Genomic DNA, 17,789 nt, shown 5'->3' on the forward strand with positions numbered 1-17,789 from the left:
AGCCGAAGCGCCGCATCGGTTTATGGTCAGTTCTCGGCGGCCACGCCGGGAATGAGTGCCCGCACGCTGTCCGGCTGTTCTGAGAGCAACACGATATCGACCCGGCGGTTCTGTGCCATGTCAGCGACTGTCGAACCGGTGTTCGCCGGCTGGGCCGATCCAAAGGCGACGGCGGATATCAACCCTCCGGTGATGCCGCCCTGCTCCACAAGGCGACGCAACACCTGGGTAGCCCGGCTTGCCGACAATTCCCAGTCGCTGGCGAAGGTGGCGGATTGGCCGTGTTTATCAGCGTGCCCTTCAACCGAAATTTTCTGCGCGGTGGCTACGAAGGCCGGTGCTGCGGCATCGAGCACCGTGATCGCGGCCGCCGTGAGTTGAGCGCTGTCCGGTGCGAAGAATGTTTCACTCCCCACCAGCCCCAGGGTCAGGCCACGGTCGGTGATGTGAAATTCCACGAGGTCGGCTACCCCGGCTTTTGTCAGGTTAGCGGTGACGGCAATCTCGAGCTGATCAAGCTTCATGACCTCCTGCGTGGCGGCTTCGGCGTTTGCCAGTGCCTGGGCCGTCGCCTCGGCCGGATCGAGAGCATCGGCGGAGTGAGTGACTTCCGTGGGTGATTCGCCCTTGTTGTCGACAAGGTCAGCCGGAACAACGACTCCCTCAGCGGTGTCGACCATACCCGCATCCACCGCTCCGAACCCGGTGGCCAGGGAGTTGGCCAGCTGCTCGTACTTGTCTTGGTCGACGGTCGACATGGCAAATAACACGATGAACATACACATCAACACGGTGACCATGTCCATGTAGGAGGCCATCCACCGTTCGTCGGGGTGGACGTCCTCCTCTTCAACCATTTTGCGGCGCTTGGCCCGCACACTCATGCTGCTTCGGGAAGGTCTTTATCCTTACCCTTACCCCTGGTCTTCGTCTTGGTCTTGGCGGCTACCCCAGCAGCATCCGCAGCGCCCTCTTTGCCCTTGGCGCCGACTTTCGGCAGCAGCTCAGCGGGCACCATGGCGCGCAGGCGTTCTCCGAGGAGGCGTGGCTGACTGCCGGCCTGCACGGCCAGGGCGCCTTCCATGACGAGAGTCATGCGGTCGGCCTCGAGGTCGGCCAGGCGGCGCAGGCGCGAGCCGAGCGGCAGCCAGATGAAGTTGGCCGAGAGCAGGCCCCACAGAGTTGCGACGAAGGCGGCCGCGATCATCGGTCCCAGTGTCGCGGGCGTGTCCAGGTTTTCGAGAACGTGGGTCAACGATACGACCGTACCGATGATGCCAACCGTTGGGGCGTACCCGCCGAGACCGGTGAAGAATTTGGCGGCGTTCCGATTCGATCGAGCCGCTGTCGCGATCTCGTCCTCGAGGAGCATCCTCAGTTCATCTCCGTCGGTACCGTCGGCGATGTTTTGCAGGGCGCCGCGCAGAAACGGGTCCTTGATCTCGTCGGCCGCCTGATCGAGTGCGAGCAGGCCGGAACTGCGGGCGGTTTCGGCCAGTCCGACGACCTGGTCGATTACGGACTGCGGCGGCGTGGTCTTGCCGAGGAACGCTCCGGGTAGTGCCTTGAAGGCAGATGTGAAGTCCTTGATCGTGCCGCCAGCAAGGCCGACCGCGATAGTCGCACCGAAGACCAAAACCATGGGCGCTGGCAGCAGGATGGACATGACGGAAGAATGTTCGAGGGTGATCATGGCAACGAGGGCACCGAAGGCGAGCACCAGGCCGATCAGAGTTGCGGGATCCACTAGATCTTCCTGGGGCCTCGTGGCAGGTCCCCGACGCTCGGGTCGTAGGCGAGCGCGATGACGTGGGCACGGTAGCGGGCGATTTTCTCGATTACGTCTTCCATGGATTCGGTGACGATGAAGTTGGCGCCATCGACCATGACCAGGGTGGTGTCCGGGTTCGCGTGGATGCGTTCGATCAGGTCCGGGTTAATCGCAAAGTGACTGTCATTCAGCCGCGTAAGTACGATCATGTGCTCATCCTGTCTCGAACGACTCGAGGGAGGCGTCATTGTGTACCATCGGCTGCCACGCGGCTCATGTTAGCTAGCGCGGCAGGCCAGTTCGTCGGCCGCTTGCGTGCACAAACGCCTCTGGCCCCGACAGGTGCGGGGCCAGAGGCGTTGCATGAGACGATTACCGCTTCAGGTTGGTGAGCTCCTGCAAGACCTCGTCTGAGGTGGTGATGATTCGGGCGTTGGCCTGAAAGCCGCGCTGGGCGACGATCAGGTTGGTGAATTCCTGCGACAAATCGACGTTGGACATTTCGAGCGCTCCACTGGTGAGAGAGCCGAGACCAGCCGCGCCCGGGGTGCCCAGTTCGGCGCCGCCAGAATTGAAGGTCGCGCGGTACGCGGAGGAGCCAGCCTTCTCGAGCCCGCCGGGGTTGACGAAAGTGGCCAGGGCTATACGACCGATGGCCTGCTGTTCGCCATTGCTGAACAGGCCGATGAGCGTGCCGTCGGCCCCGAGCGTGTAGCTGTTGAGCGTGCCGGCCGCGCTGCCATCGTCGGTGTTGCCGGCGACGGTGGGGAGACCGGCGAAGCCCTTCAGAGCGCTCAGGTCCATAGCGATCTCGTCAACCGTCAGGTTATTCAAGCTGGTGAAATTACCCGTGGCCTTGCCTTGCGCGTCGACCTCAGCGGTGAGCTGCAGCGGTGTTGGCGTCGTGCCCCCTGCCGCGGGTGTTTGGCCGACGGTCCAGCCGTCAACGCCGGGCGCGCCGGTACGGGTGAACGTCAGTGACACCGTTCGGGAATTGCCGAGGTCATCGTAGACATCGACGGTGCGCACAAGGGACTCTTCAGGCAGGGAATCTGCTGGCAGGTTTCCGGTGAAGGTCGCGCTTTGTGACCTCACCGCGGGAACAATCGCGCCGACGGGTAGCGTGATGTTGCTGACCGCTCCGCCAGCGTTGACGACGCCGTTGACGGCGCCCCAACCCTGTACGATCGCGCCGTCGGGTGAGACCAGTCGGCCGGCCGAGTCGAAATTGAAAGAACCGGCGCGGGTGTAGAGGCTTTCACCGCCGAGAGACGTGATGAAGAAGCCATCGCCGGAAATCATAAGGTCGGTAGTCTTGCCGGTGGATTGCGCGGAGCCCTGGGCGAAGTTCGTGGAGATTCCGGCGACCTGCACACCGAGGCCGACCTGGGCTGGGTTGGTACCACCGGTGGTGGCCGTGGCGCCACCGGCGGCCTCGGTCAGCTGCGACAGGGTGTCCTGGAACTGAGTGGCAGACGCCTTGAACGCCGTCGTGTTGACGTTGGCGATGTTGTTGCCGGTCACGTCGAGCATGGTCTGGTGTGAACGAAGGCCAGAGATACCGGAGTAGAGAGAACGAAGCATGAGATATAAGCCTTTCGTGAAAGAAGGAGTACGTGGTGAAGTTGGTGAAGTGGCAAGATCGCTGGGCTTGGGGCCAGCGGTCAGGCCGCGGTGGTCGACTCCGCGGGGTCTTTAGCGACGGCGGCGTCGTCGGTGTCCGTGGGGCGGGTCACGCCGGAGATGACGTCGAGGGCCACCGGTTCACCGTTGACGGTGACCGTGGGAACGGGGCCGGCGAACGATACCGACGAAGCGAGCCCCGTGATTTCGACGCCGTCGGCGTCGGTATAGGTGACCGTCTCCCCCACCAGGGCGGTCGCCGAGGTGCGCATCTGTAGGGAGAAGCCCTCCTCGCTCGCGGTGGCCATTTCGGTGAGCTTTTCCATCATGGCGAGCTGGGTAGTCTGGGCGATCATCGCGTTGGTATCCATCGGGGAGCTGGGATCCTGGTTTTGCAACTGCTTCACCAGAAGCGACATGAACACCTCCGAGTCCATGGACTGTTTGGGGGTGCGCGTCGTGGTTGTAGACGAGTACATTCCGGTCGGAGCGGCGGCAGTGGCCGCCAGTGCGTCGATAGTCACGGTTTTCTCCTTCTAAGCCAGTACGTCAATGGTGTGGGTAGATCCGAATTGAGGTGGTCGTTGCTCGCGCGGAGTATCCGGTGCTCGGCCATCTGGGCTACGAGCGTCGCTATTGCGTGCGTCAGCCTCGGAGCGCGGCTGACGGGTGGCGCTCGGATCGCCGGCCTGGCTGTCGGACGACAGGTTGAGCTGGGCGCTCAGCCCGGAACCGGCGAGGTCACGACGTAGGTCGGGCAAAATCACGCGCAGGGCGTCCCGGGCCAGGTCTGTAGGAGCGAACAGCTCCACTCGAATACCCTCCCCCGTAACATGCGCCCGCACGGTGACCGGTCCCAGATTGTCGGGGGACACGCTGATGGTCAGCACGTGCTCGCCGGGAGCCGCGGTGGCGAGCGAGAACAGTGGCTTCATGATCTGGGCGGTGAGCGGCATGGCGTTGACCGAAGCGGGCGCGGCCACCACAGCAGTTGTGGGGGTCGACACCACGGCCGGCAACCCGATGGGCCCAGCAGTGGGCAGGGCGGATGCCGCGGGCGCCGATGATGCCGAGTGCGCGACGGCGTCGGTGTCGGTGTCCGCAACGGCGTCGGCGCCTCGCCCGGTCAGCCGTACGGAGTCGGGCACCGCGAAGCCAGACGCCCCCGCGATGGTCACCGCGGTGTTCAGCGTGGCAGTGTTTCTCACCGCACCGGCCTCCACCGCACCGGCCTGCACCCCATCAACCAATGCCGGGCCACCTGCCGCAGTTGCCGGGACGTCTACCGCAGTTACCGGGACGTTTACCGCAGTTGCCGGGACACGTGACGCAGTTACCACTCCGGAGATTGCTGAGGCGGGCGGCGGAGTCGTCGACGCTGTCACAGACGCTGTGACATCAGCCGTGACTTCAGCCGTGGCGAACGCCGTGGGTAGGGCATCAGCCGCGGCTGCTGCCGGGACGGTGGCGCTGCTCGAGGCCGCCGCCGCTTGAGCCGCAGCGGTCGGAGCTGCGACGACGACGGAGGCGAACGTCGTGGCGGTCGGGTCTGCTGCGCCCGCATCGCCGGCGGGTAGCACAACAGCGATAGTTCTTGCTGCAGGGTCGGGGGTACGAAGTGCGGGGATCGTTGCTACGGCGGCCGAAGCAATCGAGGCCGCTGAACCCGCCGTGACACCGTACGTTCCTGCCGTTGCGGCCACTGCCGCAACGGCCGCCGTGAGAGGTACCGCCGCATCGAGTGCGTTCCAGTTAGCACCTGAAGCGGAGGTTACCGGATGGCCAGTGCCGTCGGCGACCACTGCGGCCGTGTTGTCCCACGCAAAAGCCGCCGGGAACGACACGGGGAACGACACGGGGACCACCGCAATGGTGGCATCCGCTGCGACGGAATCGGAGTGCGCTGCGGTCGACGTCGAACCGGCTGTGGAAACCGCAGCCTGATCCTCCGTAGGCTCCGTAGACTCCGTAGGCTCCGTAGGCTCCGTAGGCTCCGGCGACACCGGCGACACCGGCGACACCGGCGCCGATGAAGCGCCAGGGCGCCCCGCAAGGGCGTCATCCATGATCGCCCCGAAGGAGTCGGCGCCCGGCGAAACCGACTTCGTCTCGCGTGGGGCGGCGGGCGCGGGCGGCGCTGCGGCTGGGCGAGAGTGACCGAGAGTGAGACTCATAGTGCGCTTCCCGTAACTGTTGAGTTCTGCTGGGCGAAAGCGGCAAAAGCGGCGTTGAGCCTGTCGGCAGAGCCGGCGCCCGTGACAGCGGTGTCGGTCGGAATGATCCGGCGGATGGTGGTGATGTCGGCATCCGTCATATATGCCTCGCGCAGGCAAACGGTACGGCCCGGATACGGCGCATGAATGACCTTGTTATCGCCGGCGTAGATAAGAATGTGATCGCCACCGCCAGTGACGATGAGGTCGCCAGGCTGGGCTTCGGCGAGGGAAGCGACCTCGGTTCCCATCTTCATCTGCCCCGACACGAGTCGCGGCAGTTCTATTCCGATATCGGCATAGACGGTCTGCACGAGTCCGGAGCAGTCCATTCCGCTGGAATCTTCACCACCGAACACGTAGGGCACCCCAAGGTATTTCTCCGCGGAGGCGACCACGTCGGTGCCGGTTGCGCCCATGCCCGATCCGGTCGCGTTGGTTGCGGTCGTGCCGGCGGTGCCGAGTGCCGCCGCGAGAGTCGCGGCAAAGCTCCCAGCCGAGGCGGACGCCGCAGCGGTCGTCGCCGCTGTGGCCGTTAGCGCTGTAGCCGTTGTCGTTACCCGGTCTGCAGGCACACCGGAGAGCTGCTGCAGAGTGGCCTGGATCTGGCTGATCCGCCCCATGGCCGCGATCATCGTCATGGTGTCTCCTCCTCGTTCCTTGTGGCGGTATCGCTCGTGCCGGTATGTGAGCGATGCCAGCGTGCCCCGGCAATTTCGTCGAGCACGGTCTGCTCCGCGTGCAGGTCTTGCGCCAGCAGGGCGGCAGCGTGCCGCTCGTGCAGTTTTTCGAGCGCGACCGACTCGGCCCTGGCCGCGTTGAACGTTTTCTGGGACGAATCCAGGCTCTCTTGGTGGTTGCGGCCAACGGCTTCAAGCTCGGCAAGCATGCTGCGCGACGACGACCGCGCCGCGGCCATGGCGTTGAGAGCAGCGATGGTCTGCGGGGAATTGCCGAGGGCGCCGAGCGCGGTGCGGGCGCGCCCATGGCGGGCCTCGATCGCCGCCACCCGGGCGTTCGCTTCGGCCAGGTCGAGGGCAGCCTGGTCCTGCTGCAGCTTGCGCAACCGCAGCAGTCCGGCAAGAGGAAAGAGGCGGCTCATGCGACAGCCCCGAACGCACGGGTCAGTCGGGTGAGCTGGGCCCAGGCCTGCTCGCTGGGAGTCTGGTCGTTCATCCGCTGCTGTAGAAAAGCTTTGATGGCCGAGTCATTCTCAACGGCCGCATCGACCAGCGGATTGGTGCCGGCCCGATATGCTCCGACGTCGAGCAGGTCCTGCGCGCCCTGACGGGCCGCCATCACCGTGCGCAGGGCCGTCGCGATCGCGTTTCGTTCCGGACTGTTCACCCGCGAGGCCACGCGAGAAATGGAGGCGAGCACATCGACCGACGGAAAATGGCCGGTGACGGCAAGCTTACGGTCGAGCACGACGTGACCGTCGAGAATAGACCGCGCCGCATCCGCGATCGGTTCGTTGTGGTCATCACCGTCGACGAGCACGGTGTAAATTCCAGTGATCGAGCCGGTTTCACCGGTTCCGGCGCGTTCGAGGAGTCGGGCCAGCACCGAGAACGTCGACGGCGGATAGCCACGGGTAGCCGGCGGTTCGCCAACTGAGAGGCCGATTTCGCGCTGGGCCATGGCGACGCGGGTGAGCGAGTCCATCATGAGCATGACGTCGGCGCCCTGATCGCGAAACGATTCGGCGATGCGGGTCGCGGTGAACGCGGCGCGCAACCGCATCATTGCGGGTTCGTCCGAGGTGGAGACCACGACGATGGAACGGGCCAGGCCTTCCGGGCCCAGATCGTCTTCGAGAAACTCCCGAACCTCACGCCCGCGCTCCCCCACCAGCGCGATGACCGATACCTGAGCATCCGTTCCGCGGGCGATCATCGACAGCAGCGAGGACTTTCCCACGCCGGAACCGGCGAACAATCCGAGGCGCTGGCCACGCCCGACCGTCGTGAGCGTGTCGAGAACGCGCACGCCCAGGTGCAGCGGGGTCATGATGCGTGCCCGGTGCATGGCCGACGGGCTGTCATGTTCGAGCAAGACGGCACCGTCGGAATCGAGCGGCCCCTTGCCGTCGATCGGGCGGCCGAGACCGTCGATGACGCGCCCGAACAGGCCGCGACCGGTAGGCACGAGCAGGGACGAACCGGCTGATCGCACCCGGGCCCCCGCCTGCAACCCGGTGATACGGCCAAGAGGCATACACCGAATGCTGGTCTGGGTCGTGGCGACGACCTCGGCATCGATTCCTCCGTGGCCTGGACGGGCGTCGAGAGTGACAATGTCGCCGATTGCCGAGCGCAGGCCACGCACCTCTACGCCGAGCCCGACGATGGACGACACGATACCGACCCGCTCCGGGCGGCCGGCTTCGATCGCTTGTGCGAGCTGTGCGGTGCGTGGGCGCCAGGCTGTGATCATGCTTCGGCCTCGGCAAGGGCGGCCTTCGCGCGGGCGAACGCCGTGCTGATGCGTGCGTCGAGAAACCCGTCACTGAATTCCGTAATGGCGTCTCCGCGCTCGAGCTCGGAATCGGCGACGAAGCGGATGCTCTCCAGCGCCCGCGTCTGCGCGTGCAGCACGACAAGGTCCTCCGGGTGCATGCGAATGCTGTGGACCTCGCTGCGATCGAGTTGGTCGGGCTGGTACAGAGCGCGTTCCAAAGCCCGGCGAGCCGACGGCTCGGTATGGCTGAGTTCGCAGCCCAGAATGGCTTCGGCCAGTTCGAGCGACGTGTTGACGAGGGTGGATTCCGCCTGCTGAATAAGTGGGATGCTGCGTTCGTCGAGGGCGCGGGCGGCGGCGGCGAGCAAACGCACCGCGTGGTCGATCTGCGTTTCACCGTAGCGTTCATTTTCGGCGTGTTCGGCGTTGATCTCTTCGGCGCGGCGCGCGACATCCCCTGCGGCCAGACGCAGCCCTTCGGTATAGCCGGCGGCGTGGCCTTCTGCGCGCGACTGCTCGGCGGCACGGTTCTGTTCTTCGTCGTGCAGACGCGGAAAGGCTATACGGCCGAACCCGGTGTCAGTTGACATATTCGTCCTCGGCACCGCGCTGCACCGTGATATTTCCCTGCGCTTCCATATCGCGAATAGCGCGCACGATTTCGGCGCGGGCGTCTTCGACCTGGCGCATGCGCACCGGACCGAGGCTCTTGGTCTCGTCGTCGAGCACATCGCGGTTGCGCTCGGAGAGGTTCGCCCGAATGACCTCGATGACGGCGTCGGTGCTGCCCTTCATCGCCAGGGCCAGCACATTCGTGTCGATTCCGCGCAGTACCTGCTGCACGTCCCGGCTTTCGAGCTTGACGATGTCGGCGAAGGTGAGCATGCGTGAACGAATCTCTTCGGCGAGGGCGGGGTCGCGTTCTTCGAGACTTTCCAGAAGCGCCCGCTCGGTAGCGGCATCCGCTCGATTGATGATGTCAACGAGCGGCTGGATACCGCCGATGACTTCTGCGCTGGCGCGCGCCACGATCTTGCCGGTGCGCAGTTTGAGTGTGTCTGTGACGATGCGGATGGCCTCGGGGGTAGCACTGGACATCGTGGCGATGCATTGCGCTACGTCGGTGCGCAAACTGGCTTCCATGCCGGCCAGAACAGCCGATGCCTGATCGCGCCTCAAGTGCGCCAGAACGAGAGCGACGGTCTGGGGCATTTCGCCATCGAGCAGGGTGAGTACGTCGCCGGGCTCTGATGGGTCTAGAAACTCGAAAGCCTTGCCGGCCATTGAGGTGGCGACCCGATTCATGACACCGGCCGCGCGCTCAGCGCCGAAGGAAGCCTCGAGCAGGCCGATCGCGAAGTCGTGCCCGCCCCGGGACAGACGGCGGCCCTTGAGGCTAATTTCGTGAAACTCGTTCAGCGTGGCTTCGGCCAGTGCCGGATCGACGTTGCGCAGTTGAACAATCTCGCCCGCGATGACCTCGGCTTCGATATCGCTGAACTCTTTCATGACCTCGGTCGCGCGCTGACGGTCCATGTTCATGAGCACGACGGCGACCTTCTGGGTGCCGCTCAATACCGTGAGTACATCGCTCATGCTGGCTGCCGATCGTCCATGAGTCCGCGCAGGAACTCCGCGGTGCTGCGCGGGTCGCTCTGGGCGAGCGCGTCGATTTCTGCACGACGGATGTCGGTGTCGCTGGGCACGAACGCCACGGTCGGGAGGATCTTGGTCGGGGTGTCATTGCCCTGGTCAAGGAACAGGGTTGCCGGTGACGCGGTGACCGACAGCGGTTTCGGCGCTTCACCGAGCGAGTCCTGCACTTGGGCAAGGTCACCGATCTCGACCGATTCCCGGCTCTGGCGCCGTGATCGACGCGCGTACAGAATCAGGCTGACAACGAGCGTGATGACAATGCCGGCGGTGATCACGGACACCCGCAGAATATCGGCGAACCGTTCGGCGGCCGCGGCATCCGCTGCTGCTTGGAGCGCCGCTGCTGCCGCTGCGGCACCGGCGGTGTCAAAGGCCATGACCTCCACGGTGACAGCGTCACCGCGAATGGCGTCGATTCCAGCTGCGGAGGTGACGAGGGAGGTGATGTCGACCACGTTGAGATTGGCGGCGGCATCCGCGTCGACGGCCACGGAGACCGTCTGCCGGGTGATTGCCCCGGCCGGGATAGTACGGCTCTCGGTCACTTTATTGACCGCGTTATTGCGGGTGGTCGATTCGCTTGAGAACGTGCCGTCGGTGGCACCATCGGCCGCGACGGCCGCCTCTGCACCGAGCACACCGGCGGCGTTGCCCCCGGTTCCCGTATAGGTTTCCGTGTCAACGGATTCGTTGAGGGCCGGAGTCTCGATCGGGGCGGTGAACGACTCTTCCACCCGTTCGGCCGATTCATAGCTCATGTCGGCAGCAACGACGACGGTGGAGTTGCCGGCACCGACGACCTTGTCGAGCATGGCCTGCACGGCGTTACCGACACGAGATTCATAGTCAGAGGCCTGTTGCTCCGCTCCCCCCGTGGCGCCGATTCCAACGGCGGAGAGAACGGCGCCGGTCGAGTCGACGACAGCTACGTCGGCTGCGCCCATGCCGTCGATTGAGGCGCTCGTCAGGTGGACTATCGCCTGCACCTGGTCGTTGGAGAGTGAAACGCCGTTTTCAGTTTCAACGAAAACGGATGCCGTCGGGTCGTTCTTCTCCGACACGAACACACTGTCTTCGGGGATCGCCAGCCGTACCGAAGCAATTTGAACGCCATCGAGCGCACCGATGGTCTTGGCAAGCTCGCCCTCGAGTGCACGCTTATACGTTACCGACTGCTGAAATTCACTCGACGTGACACCCATGGTGTCGAGCAGGGAATATCCCCCGGTGCTCGACGTGGGCAGGCCGGCCGAAGCCGCCTTGATGCGTTCGTCGTAGACGTTCGCTTCGGGCACCAGAATGGTGGCGCCGCCATTTGCCAGTTCGTACTCCACACCGTCAGCCCTCAGCTGTTCGACGATGCTATTGGCGTCTTCGCCGCTGAGACCGGAGAACAGGGGCGTGAAAGCCGGCTTGGTCACCCACATGCTGAGCGCGGCGATGCCGAGTACGAGTACCGCGACGCCAATGATGGCGACTGTGCGCTGGGCGATGGTGAACTCGCGAATGGCGTTTCCGAAGCGCTTGAACACGCTGGTGACCTGCCGGGGCATCAGGCCTGCATCCTCATGATCTCGTTGAACGCGTCGACACCTTTGTTACGCACGGCGGCGACGAGTTCCATGGTCACCTGCGCGCGAGTAGATGCAATCGTGGCGGTGTGGATGTCATTGAGGTCACCGGTCACGGCCTGAATGGCGAGGGCGTTCGACGTTCCTTGCAGCTGCTGCAGGTTGTCGACGGCGCCCGAGAGCGCGGTGCCGAAGCCGGAGCCATCAGTGCGCTGCGTGGCGGTCGTGGCAGAAGTGCCCATGACGCCGGAGAGCGACGTTGCGGCGGTGGTTGCGTTGATAGCGCTGAGCGGCATCAGCCACGTCCGATCTGTAGTGCGGCTTCGTAAGCAGTCTTGGCCCGGTCGACGACGGCGGCGTTGGCCTGGTAGCCACGTTGGGCCATGATGAGGTTGCCCATCTGCTTCGCCAGGTCGATTTCGGGGTACCGCACGTAACCGTCGGCATCGGCCAAAGGATGCTCCGGCTCGTAGACGAGGGTTCCCTCAGCGCCGCCAAATGCGGCACTCACGCTGGCTCCGACGTTGCCGGCTCCTTCCTGCGCCACGATGTAGCGTTCCTGGAAGGCGGCGTCGTTGGTTGCCGTGGCGGTATTGGCGTTGGCGAGGTTGTCGGCGATGGCGTCGAGCCATTTGCGGTGCAGGGTCATTCCGCTTCCGGCGATACCGATGGCGTCGACCATCAGGCGGTCTTCATCGCGGCGCGCATTGATGTGGCCGGCCCCTCGACTGCCCGAGCCGCGAACTGGTAGCGCAGCAACGCATCGATGTTGGCGAGGGTCTCGGTGTCGAGGTTGACGTTGTTGCCGTTCAGCAGGGTCGGATCGAGTGAGCGCTCGGTTGTGGCCGCCGCCAGGCCACTGCCATCGGCGACTGACTGGGCCAGGGCGTTCTCGAAGGAGACGACCTTGGCGTGATAGTTGGGCGTATTGATATTCGCGATGTTGTTCGCGATCGTGCGCTGGCGCAGGGCCAACCCGTCCAATGCGCTGGTGAGCGCTAGAGAGGTCACGGAATCAAGCATGCGTACCCGCTTCGTCGACGAAAGACACGACGGCCGATCCGTGGCCTGATGGTGAGCACTCCGTGCTCACCACTTGCTATCGGTCAGCCCGACAGAACCGTAAGCAGTTCGGGAGAACATTCTCTGGGATTGTTGCGCTACGGGTGATGGCGGTTGTTCAACCGGCAACATCCAGATACACGGATGCCCGCGCGTCGCGATCCGAAGGCACCAACCGTACGGCCGTGAGGTGTTTGAGTGTGAGACTTCGCGCTTGTTCGAGTTCGATGATGAGTTTTTGCTGGTTGGTGAGCAAATCACTGGCTCGAACGGCGAAGTCCGCAGGCAGGGTGCCGAGGCCGACCGGTGGTGTCCAGGTCGTCAGTGCCGCCGCGAGTTCCCCCTCCGCGCTGGTTGACCCTGACGTGGTTCGCGCCGCCATGGTTCGCGCCGCTGCGTCAAGCGAGAGTTCAAGCGCGTCAAGGGCGGCCGCCCATGCGACGCGAGCCGCGGCATCCGTTGTGGCGGTCTCAGCCAATGCCGAGCTCACCGCTTCGGCCTGCGGCTGGCGCCGGCGTGGCCGGCAGCAGCTCAGCCGCTTCGTGCCAGGTCTGCCGCAGCGGCTCGAGCAGCACGATGCACTCGTGCGTGCGGGCGGGGTTGCGGCTGGTGTTCGCGCTGACCATAGCGGTGGAGACATAGGTATAGAGCGAGAAGAGTCCCTCGCCGCCGTCCCACGCCTCGACGATGAGCGACGTGCTCAGCTCCGACACGATTGCCTGGGCGTGCAGCAGATTGTCTGACGCTGTCTGCCAGTCCTGACGCTGCTGGGCCGCTTCGGCGCGGTTCAAATCGAGCAGCAGACGGTCGTAGAGCATCGTGAGCAGCCGAACCGGGGTGGCTGAGAGCACCGCGTCGCGGTTGTAGCGCGAACGCTGGGCATTGGATCCTGCACTCATGGTCATCGTCATCATTTCGAGGTGGAGCTGGTCAGGGCGCTGACCTGGGCGGTGAGCCAGGCCGATTGAGCGTTCATGTTGCTGAGCTGTACTTCCATCGCAGCATAGGTGCGTTCCAGGGTGGACCGGCGAGATGCCAGTCGAAGGTCCCAGCTGTCGATCTGGGTGCCGAGGCTCTTCACCAGAGACTCCTGCCCGGTGATCTTCGACGTGATCATGCCGTCGTACTTGTCGGAAGCACTCGTGGCAGCAGTGGCGACGCGACTGGAGATCTCGCTGAGCACCAGCTTGACGAACTCGGGGTCGTTCTTCATCGCCGTGGCGAACTTGTCGGCATCGAATTGCAGGGTGCCGGTTTTGGTGATGCTGATGCCGATTTCACTCGGTGAGCGGCCGTCGACCGGAGACGACGCCGCGTTCAGAATGAGCTGCTTGACATCGCGCACGGTGCTGTCGCCGCTGAACACGCCGCCCGAGACGATAGCTTTTCCGGTGCTGTCGGTGCTGTTCACAACGGCAGACTTCGTCGAGATGAGCGCGAAGACACCGTTGAGTGAATCGACGAGACCCTTGGCGAGCGAGCTGACCGCCGCATCATCACGACTCACCCTCACCGTGACCGGGTCCACCGACACGGCCGACACCGTGACCGCAACGCCCGGCAGCAGGTCGGCGAAGGTGTTGGTGGATGACGTCATCGCCTGCTCGGCGGCGGTGCCCTTCCACAGGGTGACTGAGGCGTCTTGGGCGGTGCGGATCAGCGCGGCGCCAGGTGCCGTGAGCATGTTGCTCGAGGTGCCATCGGCCACCATGGCGGAGGTTCCGGCATGCAGCGCGAAGGCGCCGCTCCGGCCGGTCTCGTCGGCAACCAGCTGAAGGCGGTACTGCGTCACGCCCGCGGCGTCGGTGCCGGAGGCGATCTTCGTGGCGGTGATGCCGGCCTCAGCCGCATTGATGGCCGCGACGACGTCGTCGAGCTTGGTACTGGCGGCGGTGATTGCTGTTTCGGTACCGTCGCTGGCGACCAGGGTGTAGTCGACGGTCGATGCTTCGGTCATCGCGGCGGTGACGCCCGACTGGGCCTGCGCGAGCTGGTCGACGACAATGTCGAGCGAGCCGGTAGCGGCGTTGCTCGACGCGGAGGTCGTCACCGTCGCGGAGCTGCTCGTGGCAGCGTAGATATTGAGGGAGTCGGTGGTGGCGCTCTTGTTGGCGAGCATGGCGAGCGAGGCGATTGAGGTGTTCAACCCCTGGAGCGCGGTTACCAGGGTGTTCGAGCTGGAAACCCTGGCCTTCAGCTGATTCTGCGGGCCGGCCTCGAGGGTCATCAGCGAGTTGATGAGCGCGGTGGTGTCCAGGCCGCTGATCAGGCCGTCGACTGCGAGAGACATTGCGTGACCTTCTCTGGGTTTAGTGCTCTGGTGCATTCTGACAGAGCAGATGCCCGTGCTTGTGTGAAAAAAGCCTGGGGCTGCCGAGGCGCGTATCCAAAACGCGCCTCGGCCACCACCAAGCTCAGATCAGGATCGATCTGGTCGTGCGATTGAGCGGGTGTTACTGGAGAAGCTGCAGAACGCCCGAGTTGCTCTGGTTCGCCTGCGCGAGCATGGCGGTACCGGCCTGCGACAGGATGTTCGCCCGGGTGTACTTGACCATTTCCTCGGCCATGTCAGTGTCCCGAATACGCGAACCAGCAGCGGTGAGGTTCTCCTTGGAGACGGCCAGGTTCTTGATGACGCTCTCGAACCGGTTCTGCGAAGCACCGAGGTCTGCACGGGCGCTCGAGACACTTGTCAGCTGCTTGTCCAATACGCCGATTGCAGCGGCGGCTCCGTCTGCAGTCGAGAAGTCCAAGGCAACATCCGCAACGGCGCCCGTGGAAGAGGAATCCGTCACATCGGCAGCGACCGTGCCGGAAACCACAATCTTGTTGTCTGTCGTATTAGTCAGCGCCGTGTTGTTCGACAAGATGTTGTACTTGCCCGCCGCTGTACCAGCGGTCACCGTGAATTCGCTTCCCACACCGGCCTGCAGCTTCTTCAGTACACTTGCGTCAGAATCGGTAGCCAGCAGATCGATCGTCTTGGTTTCTCCACCGGTCTGAGCGATACTTACTGTCGTTGCAGTGGCTGACTTAACTTGAACATCAAGGTTCTGAACTGCTCCTTCCAGCGCAACTCCATCGGCGTCCAACCCCTTGAGTGCGTTGACCACAGTGTTGACGTTCGCAGTACTAAGTTTGACTGCGATCTGACTACTCGCGTCGCCGTTCGCGCCGACCTGGAAGCTGAGGTCAGCACCACCTGCGAGGAGCTTGGTGCCGTTGAAGTTGGTCGAATCGCTGATACGAACCAGTTCCTCGCGGAGCGCATCTACCTCGGTAGTGATCGCCTGGCGTGAGTCCGCGTTGTTCGAGTCGTTACCGGCCTGAACGGCGAGGTCACGAACTCGCTGCAGAATGGACTGCACCTCGTTGAGCGAACCTTCAGCGGTCTGGATGACGCTGACGGCGTCCTGAGCGTTGCGGGCGGCGACGGTGAGGCCACCGACCTGCGACTTCAGGCCTTCCGAGATTGCGAGGCCGGCTGCGTCATCCGCTGCACGGTTGATGCGAAGACCGCTGGAAAGCTTTTCCAGGGACTTGGACAGGTCGTTCTGTGTTGTTGCGAGGTTGCGGTACGCGTTGTTCGCCGCAATGTTTGTGTTTACCTGCATGGCCATGATGAATCCTCCGTGATTGGGTCGAATACACCGGCCCATCCATGGGCCAGCACTGTGAGCTATCGGCCAGTTTCGGAGGCGGGTTAGAAAACCGCAGGGACTGTTTTGTCAGCACCGTGCGTGGTGCTCACTGGTGAGCGTGCTTGATTGGCGCCACCGCGGGCGCCGCCGTGCAGCGATAGGAAAGAGTCAGGATGCAGCGCGGGCGGTGTCGAGACGTTGGGGTTCCTGCGCGGTGCGGGTCATTCCCACGCTTGCCAGGCCAGCGAGGCGGGCCAGGTAGGCGCTGCGGCGGGCCGGCGCGATGCGGGACTCCGGCTTGAACTCTGCCACGGTCTCGTCGGAGTAGTGCGTGACCAGCCCGTCGCGCAGCAGGCGAATCGCTTCGGCGCGCGTTTGCGACACGGCAGAGTGGGTGGTGCCGAGCTCAGCCGCGATGTCCTTGACCGAGCGATCATCGAAATAGACCTGCTCGACGATGGCACGCATCTTGTCGGGCAGGGCGCCGACCGCTGCACGCAGGTAGACCAGGCGTTCGGTGGAGAGCAGTGATTCTTCTGGCATGGCCGTATCAGCCACGAGAAACTCGGCGGTTGTGTCGTCGAGAGCTGAGAGGGTGCGGGCCGCATCAGCCAAGCCCGCCGCTGCGGTATCGCGGTCGACGCCAAGAGCGTCAGCGATCTCGTTCACATGGGGGGTGCGCCCCAGCGCTGCCGAGAGCGTGTCCTGCACGGCAAGGGTTTCTTTGATGCGACGGCGAGCCGAGCGGGTCGCCCAGTCACTCGAGCGCATGTCGTCGGCGAAAGCGCCGATAATGCGGCGGCGAGCGAAGGCACCGAAGGGAACTCCGAGAGCGGGATCGAAGGCGTCCGCGGATGTGATCAGTGCCAGGGCGCCGGCCGACGCGAGGTCATCGCGGGACAGGTGACGAGCCTTGGCCCAGACCTCCGATACGAGATAGCCGACAAGCGGCAGGTTCTCAACGACAAGCGCATTACGGTCTTTCCGATTCACAGCGGCCCCCGAAACATGTCACGTGTCTCCAGCGTGGGGGGATGACCTGATCACCCCAACGCGAGGCACATCGGCCTCAGGGTCAAAGGTACCCCAGTTATGGGCAAATGGGGACCATTCAATGCCCATTTATGGCATAGTTTCGTCCTCTTTTTAGAGGACACGCTCGCTATTCTCACCTTGAATTCCCTAACCGGCGTGACAGGGTGGCCGATAGTGGTCACGAATGAACTGGACGGCACGCATCGGTGTGACGCTGGCCTAGGCCAAAAATGATGGGTGGAGTAGTCATGGGCGCCAATGAACTGTCTGCGCTGCTGTGGCGCGAACGCGAGCTGTTGGAGCTTCTCATCTTCAAACTCCAAGAGGAGCAGTTGTTGCTCCAGGGCGGCAAATCGCGCTGGCTGCAGTACGCCACACGGGAAGTCGAACAGGTTTTGATGTTGGTACGGGAGGCAGGCCTCGGCCGCACGGTCGAAGTCGCTGCGCTGGCCACCCAGTGGGGCACTTCCGAGGACGCCACCCTGAGTGAACTCGCTGCACACTCCCCGGCCGGCCCGTGGGGCGAAATCTTCGCCTCTCACCTGAAGGCCATGGGCGATCTCACCCTGCAGATCAGGGAACTGCGGGACACGAACGAACGATTTATTCGTGCGGCGGTTCGCTCCACTCAGGAGACCCTGAGCACGTTGAACGTCAACACCCGTACCTACGATGCGAGTGGCGCAACCGCCGCTCCCGAAACCGTCGCTCGTATCTTCGACCGCAACCTGTGAGGCACCTCATGACCTATCAGCGA

Annotated in this window: 21 protein-coding genes; 1 reads left to right on the forward strand and 20 read right to left on the reverse strand. The window is 64.0% G+C overall.

Going from position 1 to position 17,789, the window contains the following annotated elements:
- Nucleotides 1-26: 26 nt before the first annotated feature.
- The 20 genes from E3T38_RS01700 to E3T38_RS01795 form a co-directional block, all read right to left on the reverse strand.
- On the reverse strand, nucleotides 27-884 hold the full coding sequence (locus E3T38_RS01700) for a flagellar motor protein MotB (RefSeq protein ID WP_174775202.1): 858 nt from the start codon (nucleotides 882-884) through the stop codon (nucleotides 27-29).
- A complete protein-coding gene (locus E3T38_RS01705; RefSeq protein WP_134545707.1) occupies nucleotides 881-1,747 on the reverse strand; it encodes a motility protein A in 867 nt (288 codons plus the stop codon). The genes E3T38_RS01700 and E3T38_RS01705 overlap by 4 nt, the downstream gene beginning before the upstream one ends.
- Nucleotides 1,747-1,980, reverse strand: a complete 234-nt coding sequence (locus E3T38_RS01710; protein WP_134545708.1) for a flagellar FlbD family protein — start codon at nucleotides 1,978-1,980, stop codon at nucleotides 1,747-1,749. The genes E3T38_RS01705 and E3T38_RS01710 overlap by 1 nt, the downstream gene beginning before the upstream one ends.
- 163 nt (nucleotides 1,981-2,143) lie before the next feature.
- A complete protein-coding gene (locus E3T38_RS01715) occupies nucleotides 2,144-3,355 on the reverse strand; it encodes a flagellar hook protein FlgE (RefSeq protein ID WP_134545709.1) in 1,212 nt (403 codons plus the stop codon).
- Between the two features lie 80 nt (nucleotides 3,356-3,435).
- The gene (locus tag E3T38_RS01720; protein WP_134545710.1) at nucleotides 3,436-3,918 is read right to left on the reverse strand and encodes a flagellar hook assembly protein FlgD; all 483 of its coding nucleotides are present in this window, start codon (nucleotides 3,916-3,918) and stop codon (nucleotides 3,436-3,438) included.
- Between the two features lie 12 nt (nucleotides 3,919-3,930).
- A complete protein-coding gene (locus E3T38_RS01725) occupies nucleotides 3,931-5,568 on the reverse strand; it encodes a flagellar hook-length control protein FliK (RefSeq protein ID WP_166805378.1) in 1,638 nt (545 codons plus the stop codon).
- On the reverse strand, nucleotides 5,565-6,248 hold the full coding sequence (locus E3T38_RS01730) for a C40 family peptidase (protein ID WP_134545712.1): 684 nt from the start codon (nucleotides 6,246-6,248) through the stop codon (nucleotides 5,565-5,567). The genes E3T38_RS01725 and E3T38_RS01730 overlap by 4 nt, the downstream gene beginning before the upstream one ends.
- Entirely contained in the window at nucleotides 6,245-6,709 is a 465-nt protein-coding gene (locus E3T38_RS01735) for a flagellar export protein FliJ (protein ID WP_134545713.1), read from the reverse strand. Before E3T38_RS01735 ends, E3T38_RS01730 begins: the two co-directional genes overlap by 4 nt.
- Nucleotides 6,706-8,043 (reverse strand): FliI/YscN family ATPase, encoded by a 1,338-nt coding sequence (locus E3T38_RS01740; protein ID WP_134545714.1) that lies wholly within the window; start codon nucleotides 8,041-8,043, stop codon nucleotides 6,706-6,708. The genes E3T38_RS01735 and E3T38_RS01740 overlap by 4 nt, the downstream gene beginning before the upstream one ends.
- Nucleotides 8,040-8,657, reverse strand: coding sequence for a FliH/SctL family protein (locus E3T38_RS01745; protein ID WP_134545715.1), 618 nt, complete (start codon nucleotides 8,655-8,657; stop codon nucleotides 8,040-8,042). The genes E3T38_RS01740 and E3T38_RS01745 overlap by 4 nt, the downstream gene beginning before the upstream one ends.
- Nucleotides 8,647-9,663, reverse strand: a complete 1,017-nt coding sequence (gene fliG / locus E3T38_RS01750; protein WP_104195810.1) for a flagellar motor switch protein FliG — start codon at nucleotides 9,661-9,663, stop codon at nucleotides 8,647-8,649. Before fliG ends, E3T38_RS01745 begins: the two co-directional genes overlap by 11 nt.
- Nucleotides 9,660-11,276, reverse strand: coding sequence for a flagellar basal-body MS-ring/collar protein FliF (fliF, locus tag E3T38_RS01755; protein WP_134545716.1), 1,617 nt, complete (start codon nucleotides 11,274-11,276; stop codon nucleotides 9,660-9,662). The genes fliG and fliF overlap by 4 nt, the downstream gene beginning before the upstream one ends.
- Entirely contained in the window at nucleotides 11,276-11,590 is a 315-nt protein-coding gene (gene fliE / locus E3T38_RS01760) for a flagellar hook-basal body complex protein FliE (protein WP_134545717.1), read from the reverse strand. The genes fliF and fliE overlap by 1 nt, the downstream gene beginning before the upstream one ends.
- The gene (locus E3T38_RS01765; protein ID WP_134545718.1) at nucleotides 11,590-11,979 is read right to left on the reverse strand and encodes a flagellar basal body rod protein FlgC; all 390 of its coding nucleotides are present in this window, start codon (nucleotides 11,977-11,979) and stop codon (nucleotides 11,590-11,592) included. The genes fliE and E3T38_RS01765 overlap by 1 nt, the downstream gene beginning before the upstream one ends.
- A complete protein-coding gene (locus tag E3T38_RS01770) occupies nucleotides 11,976-12,317 on the reverse strand; it encodes a flagellar basal body protein (protein WP_134545719.1) in 342 nt (113 codons plus the stop codon). The genes E3T38_RS01765 and E3T38_RS01770 overlap by 4 nt, the downstream gene beginning before the upstream one ends.
- A 157-nt stretch (nucleotides 12,318-12,474) precedes the next feature.
- Nucleotides 12,475-12,834, reverse strand: a complete 360-nt coding sequence (locus E3T38_RS01775) for a hypothetical protein (protein WP_166805379.1) — start codon at nucleotides 12,832-12,834, stop codon at nucleotides 12,475-12,477.
- Nucleotides 12,827-13,255 (reverse strand): flagellar export chaperone FliS, encoded by a 429-nt coding sequence (gene fliS / locus E3T38_RS01780; protein WP_166805380.1) that lies wholly within the window; start codon nucleotides 13,253-13,255, stop codon nucleotides 12,827-12,829. The genes E3T38_RS01775 and fliS overlap by 8 nt, the downstream gene beginning before the upstream one ends.
- Nucleotides 13,256-13,266: 11 nt before the next feature.
- Complete coding sequence (gene fliD / locus E3T38_RS01785) at nucleotides 13,267-14,646, reverse strand: flagellar filament capping protein FliD (protein ID WP_134545722.1); 1,380 nt, start codon at nucleotides 14,644-14,646, stop codon at nucleotides 13,267-13,269.
- 163 nt (nucleotides 14,647-14,809) lie between these two features.
- Nucleotides 14,810-15,976 (reverse strand): flagellin, encoded by a 1,167-nt coding sequence (locus E3T38_RS01790; RefSeq protein ID WP_134545723.1) that lies wholly within the window; start codon nucleotides 15,974-15,976, stop codon nucleotides 14,810-14,812.
- A 189-nt stretch (nucleotides 15,977-16,165) separates the two neighbouring features.
- A complete protein-coding gene (locus tag E3T38_RS01795; protein ID WP_134545724.1) occupies nucleotides 16,166-16,990 on the reverse strand; it encodes a sigma-70 family RNA polymerase sigma factor in 825 nt (274 codons plus the stop codon).
- Between the two features lie 290 nt (nucleotides 16,991-17,280).
- Between E3T38_RS01795 and E3T38_RS01800 the strand changes: the two genes are divergently transcribed.
- Complete coding sequence (locus tag E3T38_RS01800) at nucleotides 17,281-17,766, forward strand: flagellar protein FlgN (RefSeq protein WP_134545725.1); 486 nt, start codon at nucleotides 17,281-17,283, stop codon at nucleotides 17,764-17,766.
- Nucleotides 17,767-17,789 lie beyond the last annotated feature (23 nt).

It is taken from the genome of Cryobacterium sp. Hb1, from assembly GCF_004403585.1.
Lineage (GTDB): Bacteria > Actinomycetota > Actinomycetes > Actinomycetales > Microbacteriaceae > Cryobacterium > Cryobacterium lyxosi.

Bases quoted from the DNA above. Each gene is read 5' to 3' on its own strand.
- fliG (WP_104195810.1), bottom strand. From the start codon at position 9,663: ATGAGCGATGTACTCACGGTATTGAGCGGCACCCAGAAGGTCGCCGTC.
- E3T38_RS01740 (WP_134545714.1), bottom strand. From the start codon at position 8,043: ATGATCACAGCCTGGCGCCCACGCACCGCACAGCTCGCACAAGCGATC.
- E3T38_RS01725 (WP_166805378.1), bottom strand. From the start codon at position 5,568: ATGAGTCTCACTCTCGGTCACTCTCGCCCAGCCGCAGCGCCGCCCGCG.
- E3T38_RS01800 (WP_134545725.1), top strand. From the start codon at position 17,281: ATGGGCGCCAATGAACTGTCTGCGCTGCTGTGGCGCGAACGCGAGCTG.
- E3T38_RS01710 (WP_134545708.1), bottom strand. From the start codon at position 1,980: ATGATCGTACTTACGCGGCTGAATGACAGTCACTTTGCGATTAACCCG.
- E3T38_RS01700 (WP_174775202.1), bottom strand. From the start codon at position 884: ATGAGTGTGCGGGCCAAGCGCCGCAAAATGGTTGAAGAGGAGGACGTC.
- E3T38_RS01730 (WP_134545712.1), bottom strand. From the start codon at position 6,248: ATGACGATGATCGCGGCCATGGGGCGGATCAGCCAGATCCAGGCCACT.
- E3T38_RS01735 (WP_134545713.1), bottom strand. From the start codon at position 6,709: ATGAGCCGCCTCTTTCCTCTTGCCGGACTGCTGCGGTTGCGCAAGCTG.
- E3T38_RS01770 (WP_134545719.1), bottom strand. From the start codon at position 12,317: ATGCTTGATTCCGTGACCTCTCTAGCGCTCACCAGCGCATTGGACGGG.
- E3T38_RS01790 (WP_134545723.1), bottom strand. From the start codon at position 15,976: ATGGCCATGCAGGTAAACACAAACATTGCGGCGAACAACGCGTACCGC.
- E3T38_RS01715 (WP_134545709.1), bottom strand. From the start codon at position 3,355: ATGCTTCGTTCTCTCTACTCCGGTATCTCTGGCCTTCGTTCACACCAG.
- fliD (WP_134545722.1), bottom strand. From the start codon at position 14,646: ATGTCTCTCGCAGTCGACGGCCTGATCAGCGGCCTGGACACCACCGCG.
- fliS (WP_166805380.1), bottom strand. From the start codon at position 13,255: ATGAGTGCAGGATCCAATGCCCAGCGTTCGCGCTACAACCGCGACGCG.
- fliF (WP_134545716.1), bottom strand. From the start codon at position 11,276: ATGCCCCGGCAGGTCACCAGCGTGTTCAAGCGCTTCGGAAACGCCATT.
- E3T38_RS01745 (WP_134545715.1), bottom strand. From the start codon at position 8,657: ATGTCAACTGACACCGGGTTCGGCCGTATAGCCTTTCCGCGTCTGCAC.
- fliE (WP_134545717.1), bottom strand. From the start codon at position 11,590: ATGCCGCTCAGCGCTATCAACGCAACCACCGCCGCAACGTCGCTCTCC.